General features: G+C 71.4%; 1 protein-coding gene. It reads right to left on the bottom strand.

The features are described from left to right. The coding region (locus ACZ7C5_RS37790) for an amino acid adenylation domain-containing protein (protein ID WP_470324441.1) at positions 1–1,419 on the bottom strand (1,419 nt) is incomplete at both ends.

Here is a 1,419-nt window from a genome sequence, read left to right as displayed (position 1 = left end):
CTGGTCGGGTGTGGGGAGGTTGTTGCGGTCGATTTTGCCGTTGGGGGTGAGGGGGAGGGTGGGGAGGGTGTGGTAGTGGGTGGGGAGCATGTGGGTGGGGAGGGTGGTGGCGAGGTGGGTGCGGAGTTGGGTGGGGGTGGGTGGGGTGGTGTGGGGGGTGGTGACGGTGTGGGCGGTGAGGTGGTTGTGGTGGAGGGTGACGACGGCTTGGGTGATGGCGGGGTGGGTGCGCAGGGCGGTTTCGATTTCGCCGAGTTCGATGCGGTGGCCGTGGTGTTTGATCTGGTGGTCGGTGCGGCCGTGGTAGGTGAGGGTGCCGTCGGGGTTGTGGTGGGCTTGGTCGCCGGTGAGGTAGAGGCGGGTGCCGGGGTGTCGTGGGTCGGGGTCGGGGCGGAAGCGGTCGGCGGTGAGGGCGGGGCGGCCCAGGTAGCCGCGGGCGAGTTGGATGCCGGCGAGGGCGAGTTGGCCGGTGAGGTGGAGGGGTTGGGGGGTGAGGTGGTGGTCGAGGATGTGGGTGCGGGTGTTGGCGATGGGGCGGCCGATGGTGACGGGTCGGCCTGGGGGGCAGGGGGTGGCGGTGACGTCGACGGAGGCTTCGGTGGGGCCGTAGAGGTTGTGGAGTTCGGTGTGTCGGGTCGCGGGGTGGTGGTGGTAGGCGTCGGCGAGGTCCTGGGGGAGGGCTTCGCCGCTGCACAGGACGCGGCGTAGGGGGGTGAGGGTGGTGGTGGGTGGGAGGGTGTCGAGGAAGGCGCGGAGCATGGCGGGGACGAAGTGGGTGGTGGTGATGTGTTCGCGGGTGATGGTGTCGGCGAGGTAGGCGGGGTCGCGGTGTCCGTCGGGGCGGGCCATGACGAGGGTCGCTCCGGTGGCCAGGGGCCAGAAGAGTTCCCAGACGGACACGTCGAAGCTGTAGGGGGTTTTCTGGAGGACGCGGTCGTCGTGGTCGAGGTGGTAGGTGTCCTGCATCCAGCGCAGGCGGTTGACGATGCCGCGGTGGGTGATGACCACGCCCTTGGGCAGGCCGGTGGAACCGGAGGTGTAGATCACGTACGCCGGGTTGTCCGGGTCCACCACCGGCAGCGCACCGTCCGCGGGCACGTCGGGCGCGGGTTCGTGGGGTGCGGGTTCGTCGATGAGGACGGTGCGGGCGTCGTGTCCGGGCAGGCTCGCCGCCAGGTCTGCGGTGGTGACCACCACGGGTGTGCCGGAGTCGGTGAGCATGTGCGCCAGCCGTTGCGCGGGGTATCCCGGGTCCAGGGGCAGGTAGGCGCCGCCGGCCTTCAGGACGCCCAGCAGCGCGACCGGCAGGTCCAGGCCGCGGTGCAGGCACACCCCCACCACCGACTCGGGCCCCACCCCCGCCGCCCGCAACCGCCACGCCAACGCCTCGGCACGCTCGTCCAGCCGCGCGTACGACAG

The sequence above is a fragment of the Kitasatospora sp. NPDC036993 genome (genome assembly GCF_055607525.1).
Note: the sequence above shows the minus strand (reverse complement) of the source record. Positions and strands in the feature narration are given on the sequence as shown.